This window comes from Enterobacter sp. SECR19-1250 (assembly GCF_013391025.1).
GTDB classification, from domain to species: domain Bacteria; phylum Pseudomonadota; class Gammaproteobacteria; order Enterobacterales; family Enterobacteriaceae; genus Enterobacter; species Enterobacter cloacae.
The window spans coordinates 1-5627 of record NZ_JACASJ010000176.1; the positions used below are offsets into that span (position 1 = coordinate 1).

Annotated in this window: 5 protein-coding genes; 3 read left to right on the plus strand and 2 right to left on the minus strand. The window is 51.5% G+C overall.

Annotated features, from left to right (window positions below; genetic code table 11):
* Positions 1 to 215: 215 nt before the first annotated feature.
* Positions 216 to 1280 carry a GGDEF domain-containing protein gene (locus tag HX884_RS25045; protein ID WP_057071042.1) on the plus strand — a complete coding sequence of 355 codons (1065 nt, stop codon included), beginning with the start codon at positions 216 to 218 and terminating at the stop codon, positions 1278 to 1280.
* A 92-nt stretch (positions 1281 to 1372) separates the two neighbouring features.
* On the plus strand, positions 1373 to 2161 hold the full coding sequence (gene fhuF, locus HX884_RS25050; protein ID WP_013095476.1) for a siderophore-iron reductase FhuF: 789 nt from the start codon (positions 1373 to 1375) through the stop codon (positions 2159 to 2161).
* Positions 2162 to 2689: 528 nt separating this feature from the next.
* Here fhuF and HX884_RS25055 read toward each other — a convergent pair.
* Positions 2690 to 4036 carry a PTS sugar transporter subunit IIC gene (locus HX884_RS25055; RefSeq protein ID WP_178328952.1) on the minus strand — a complete coding sequence of 449 codons (1347 nt, stop codon included), beginning with the start codon at positions 4034 to 4036 and terminating at the stop codon, positions 2690 to 2692.
* 328 nt (positions 4037 to 4364) lie between these two features.
* Between HX884_RS25055 and HX884_RS25060 the strand changes: the two genes are divergently transcribed.
* On the plus strand, positions 4365 to 4823 hold the full coding sequence (locus HX884_RS25060; protein WP_013095474.1) for a YbaK/EbsC family protein: 459 nt from the start codon (positions 4365 to 4367) through the stop codon (positions 4821 to 4823).
* 42 nt (positions 4824 to 4865) lie between these two features.
* On the opposite strand, the gene bglJ is transcribed toward HX884_RS25060, so the two are convergent.
* Positions 4866 to 5501: a DNA-binding transcriptional activator BglJ gene (gene bglJ / locus HX884_RS25065; protein ID WP_178328953.1), complete on the minus strand. Its 636-nt coding sequence runs from the start codon at positions 5499 to 5501 to the stop codon at positions 4866 to 4868.
* Positions 5502 to 5627 lie beyond the last annotated feature (126 nt).

Consider the following 5627-nt stretch of genomic DNA (forward strand, 5'->3'; position numbering starts at 1 on the left):
TGCGTGATCTGATCCTTCAACTCAGCAAAAGTTCGATTTATTCAACAAAGTCCCTTTCCCGTAATGACAGGCATTGTTTAAGGTGATAAATTGCCCACCTGTTAACTACTCATAAAGTTTCTCTGATAATTACTCGTTGATTTTTTTTGCTTCCATTATTGCGAAACAACATCCATTTGTCTGTTTTAATTAATTTTTAATAAAAACGCACTACTATGACATCACAATCCTGGCGGTCTTTGGTCAACAGCAAATATCAATTATCGTTACGTTTATTTTTATTTTTGAACGCAACCTCAGCGGTGTTCTCGGTAACAAATCCGCTCTATTCTGTTCAGCTGTTATCTTTCCCCCTGCTGGCTATTTTTACGCTCAGCACCGGATTGCTGCTCTGGCACTGGCAAAAGAGTACCCGCAAGATAAATATTCCTGTGGTTTCAGCGATATTCGGTATTTTATGGGCCTGGCAAATCGCCTCAAAATTTTCGTTAATTACGCAGGATCGGGCGACATATTTGATCATGGCGCTATTAACGGTGCTTTTTATCGGTTCGCTGGCATTCGCCATTAATATCAAGGCGTTTACGCTCCACTCATTACCCGCATTTATTGTCTGCCTGTGGTTAAGCCCCTCTGAACACTGGTTGAGAATGATCTACTCTTTCATTCTTCCGGTCGTGGCTATCGGCGTTCACCACGTACTACAAAGACGTAACGATCGCTTCGCTCAGGAACTTCTCTCCCGGTTACTGGAAGAACGAGAAACCCTGACCGATCTCAGCATGATGGATCCACTTACCGGCCTGTATAACCGTCGCGGCTTGCAAAGCCGACTGGAGAATCTGCCTGCGGTAGAGAACGGCGAACACTTTGTCCTGCTAATGGATATCGATCACTTCAAGGCCTATAACGACCACTACGGCCATATGATGGGTGACCAGGCGTTAATCCGTGTCTCGGCAGCCATTCGTGATGCCGTACGCTCGCGGGATATTGTGGCGCGGTTTGGCGGAGAAGAGTTTATGGTACTGCTGACGAACATCTCGCTGGAACATGCCCGCCAGACGGCAGAGCGCATTCGTCAGAAAGTGTACGACTTAAAAATCCCCCACATGTTCAATGAGCGCGTTGCGACTAACGTCACCATCAGCATTGGTATTGCCATTTTTGAGAATGAAGACGCAGAAGGCGCGCTGGAAAAAGCAGATAAAGCCCTCTACGAAGCAAAGCATCTTGGGCGGAATAACATTCTGCTCAGCGAAGAACTACAGGCGGTTTAAGCACAGCATTCTCTCTCCAGGACAAAAGTCTTGCCATCGGTATGAGCAATAGTTAGGATTGGCAATCATTATCATTTAGATTTCTATCTATTATGGCCACTCATACCGTACAGACTGTTGAACCCCTCCTCTGGCGAGCCCGTCTCACCACGGGAGACTCTTCGCTTGCGGAAGCCATACGCGAAAAGATAGCGGCAACCCGTGCCCATCTGCTGGACTTTATCAAACTGGATGAGCCGCATCCGCACCACGCGATGACACTGGCACAGTGGCAGCAGCCGGCAAAACGCCAGTCGCTGCTGGCAACCTATTCTGACCATATCTATCGCAATCAACCCACCCTTACGCGGGAAAATAAGCCCCTGCTCTCTCTCTGGGCGCAATGGTATATCGGCCTGATGGCGCCTCCGCTCATGCTGGCATTGCTCACCCAGGAGACCATGCTGGATCTCTCCCCGGAGTATTTTCACGTTGAATTCCACGAGACGGGGCGTGCGGCCTGCTTCTGGATCGATCTTCACGAAGACCCAACGGCCATGCATCTTTCTGCCACGCAGCGGATGGAGCGGCTCGTGACCCGCGCCCTGATGCCGGTAGTGAATGCTCTGGAAGAGACAGGTGAGATCAACGGGAAGCTTATCTGGAGTAATACCGGCTATTTAATCCACTGGTATTTGACGGAAATGAAGCCCCTGCTCGGTGATGAGAAGGTGGATGCCCTGCGTCAGTCCTTGTTCTTTACGAAACAGCTTGCGGATGGCCGCGATAACCCGTTATTCCGTACCGTGGTGCCGCGTGACGGGCTTCTGGTGCGCCGCACTTGCTGCCAGCGCTATCGCCTGCCGGACGTTCAGCAGTGCGGGGATTGTACGCTGAAGTAGTCAGGACCGGCCTGATGCCCTCACCCTGGCCCTCTCCCACAGGGCTGAGGGATCCCCATAAATAATGCCTGCACAGACGGCCCCCTCTCCTTTTGGGAGAGGGCGGGGGTGAGGGGAAACATACGGCTGTGGAGGTCATTCCGTTCACTTTATGTTCCTTGCTACTCTGTAACGGCATGACTTGTGAACGTGCCAGGGTGGCTCAGTCGCCACCACCCTGGCGACCCGGGCTCCCGGCGGTAAATCGCCGCTCCGCGGTGCCTTCGGCTTATTCCTTCCGGCTTATCGGGGACGGGCGGATGTAACGTCCCTGTAAAGCCGCCCTCTCGGCGCATCCATGCGCCTCGCCCCGGCCTGCAGGAAACGCCTCAGCGATTTACAGCCGGACCAGGGCATCGCTGAATGCTCTCAGTCCTTCTTAGAGCAGCGTTATCGCTTATGGTTAAAAAATTACTGGGGAACCCTAAGCCCACAGGGAGAGGGAACAAACACTAAAAACGGCAACTTATGTTGCCGTTTTGCTTTTACCTAGGCCACCTGCTGATTTTCCGCTTCCGCATTACGCTGCGCTTCTTCCGCTTCCTGCTCCAGCAGTTGCTTCTCGTACACTTTAAAGAACGGGAAGTAGATGATGGCGGAGACACACGCAAGCACCACTACCAGAATGGCCGCGCGGAAATCCCAGCCCAGCGCCCATGCGGCGCCCACAGGCGCGGGTGCTGTCCATGGAACAACAGAGATAACGCGGCTAATCAGATCAAACTTCATTGCCGCCCAGGCCAGCACGGCGTTGACCATCGGCGCCAGCAGGAACGGAATAAAGAACACCGGGTTCATGACGATCGGCGTACCAAAAATGACCGGTTCGTTGATGTTAAAGATGCTCGGCACCACGCTCAGACGCCCGATGGAGCGCAGGTGCGCTGAACGGCTGCGCAGGTAGCAGAACACCAGCCCCATTGTCGCGCCCGAGCCCCCAATCACGATAAAGAACGTCCAGAACGCTTCCATAAAGATATGGGGAAGAGGCTGGCTTGCCGCAAGGGCGGTCTGGTTAGCCCCGAGATTGGTCAGCCAGAACATCTGCAGCATCCCGGAGACAATTGCCGCCCCGTGGATCCCAGCGAACCACAGTAAATGACCAATCAACACCGCCAGCAGGATGGCAGGCAGAGAATCCGCAGCGGAAACCAGCGGTTTGAAGATTGACATAATGGCCTGCGGGATCAGCATGCCATACTGAGATTGAATCAACAAACTCAGCGGATAGAGCGTCAGTACGACCACCAGCACCGGGATCAGCAGATCAAAGGAGTTTTTGATCATCGGAGGAACCTGGTCCGGCAGACGGATACCGATATTGTGCGCCTTGAGGAAACGCATCATCTCAACGCAGTAGATTGCTACCAGAATTGCGGTAAAGATCCCCGTGCCTCCCAGGCTGTCTACGGGCAGCGTGCCTTTGGTCTTAGGTGCAGCCACCAACAGAAACGCCATCAGCGACAGCATGGCGCACATGAACGGATCTAACTGATGCGATTTCACATAGTGTTTGCCGAGGTTATAGGCAATGGCCGCACAAATATAGATGGACATAATGCCCATCGTCATATCGAACGGCGTCAGGATCTGGCCTTCAAATTGCTTTGCCATGTCCAGCCAGGCGCGCGCGAAGCCCCAGGTGGTGTCTGGCGAAAACGGTGGGTAAGCAAACACTAACAAAAATGAACCGACAATCATGAAGGGCATCGCGGAGATAAACCCGTCGCGGATAGCCATAACATGACGCTGGGAAGAGATCCGCCCGGCAATGGGACTGACGTAATTTTCAACGAAACGGAATATCAGATTAAACGCAGCATGGTTGGCAGACATAGCAGATCTCCTGTCAGACGTTCGATACGGGCGTTTTCACGCCACACGTTGTTCCATAAATCAGCTTCACAACCTTGCTGGCTCGTGTACCAGCGGTACTGCTCAGACGGAATGGTTTCATAATGTGCTCTTATTATTGGATACAGGGGACGTTACGTCCTCAGTATTAATCTCTGATTCACGCTCTGCAACCGGTTACTGTAACCGGTTTCCGTGAATGTGAAGGCGATCCAGAAATCGGCCATGTAGGATATTTGTTACTTAAGAGATATTTACAGCAGATAAATTCTTATGACAGATTACGCAGGATATTTGTCAGGAGGAAACAATGAGTTTGCAGTCTGTACAGCAGTTTTTTGCCGACAACGCGCCGGATATAGAAATCATTGAACTGAGTCAGAGTACCGCGACCGTTGCGCTGGCTGCTGCCGCTCATCGCGTTGAGCCGGGACAAATCGCCAAGACGTTATCGCTAAAAGTAAAAAATGAGGTGATTCTGGTAGTGGCGAAAGGCGATGCGCGTCTGGACAACAAAAAACTGAAAGATACCTTTGGTGCAAAAGCGCGCATGCTCAGTAGTGATGAAGTGGTGACGATTACAGGCCATCCCGTCGGGGGAGTCTGTCCGTTCGGGCTGGAAAACCCACTTTCTGTTTACTGCGATATTTCGTTAAAACAGTACGCGGAAGTGCTGCCCGCCGCAGGTGCCATCCACAGCGCCGTACGCATTTCACCCGACCGGATGGCTGAGCTGACGTCCGCAAAGTGGGTCGATGTATGCATTTAATTGATGTGCCAGAATGTATCTGGCGCATCAAAAAATCACCGATTATAAAAATGCCGGCGAGCCTGACACCGAACAGCGCATGTCTCTTGCCGGAAGATGGGTAAGAATATCCGCCGCATCAAGCAACCCTACGTCAGAATTCCCCCCCAGTTTCACCATCGCATTAAACTTGTGCGCGCGGATGGTTTTAATATTGCGTTCAAGTTGTGTCGCGATTTCAGGAATGGAAAACCCGAAAGACATATACCGCAATATCGCCCGCTCCGTTGGGCTTAACAATCTGTTTTGATTGACATACCAGTGGTTCAGCATATTGTCATTGATATGATGCGTCTCTCTCAATAGCACCACCAGCTCCTCCTGCAGGTGGCTCAGCGGTACCGATTTACTCACAATGCCATGCAGACGAGAAGGCGACAGATGGCTTATCAGGCGCGCTTCCATGTCATCAGACGCAAGTACAATTCGCTGAATATCGCTATGGGTGAAAGCGAGATCCCGCAGGGAAGCCAGGCAGTTACGACGCTCTTCACGCGCATCCGAGAGCGAATAGATCACCGAGAAAAAAGAGATATTGGTCAGCGCCTTTTTAAAGCTTTCGAACTGACTGAAGAGGTGCAGTCGATAATGGCTGAGCATCGGCATCGCAAAAAGATGCTGCAGCCCAACGGCACTCATTGTGCAATTTTCGATGACAGCGATATGTCCTGGTGTATCGGTTTTTTCCATTCCTCATACTCTCCATAGGCTGACATGATCTTGACCCTCCATCTCCGAACAGCTTTTGTATCTTAAGTTAACGAT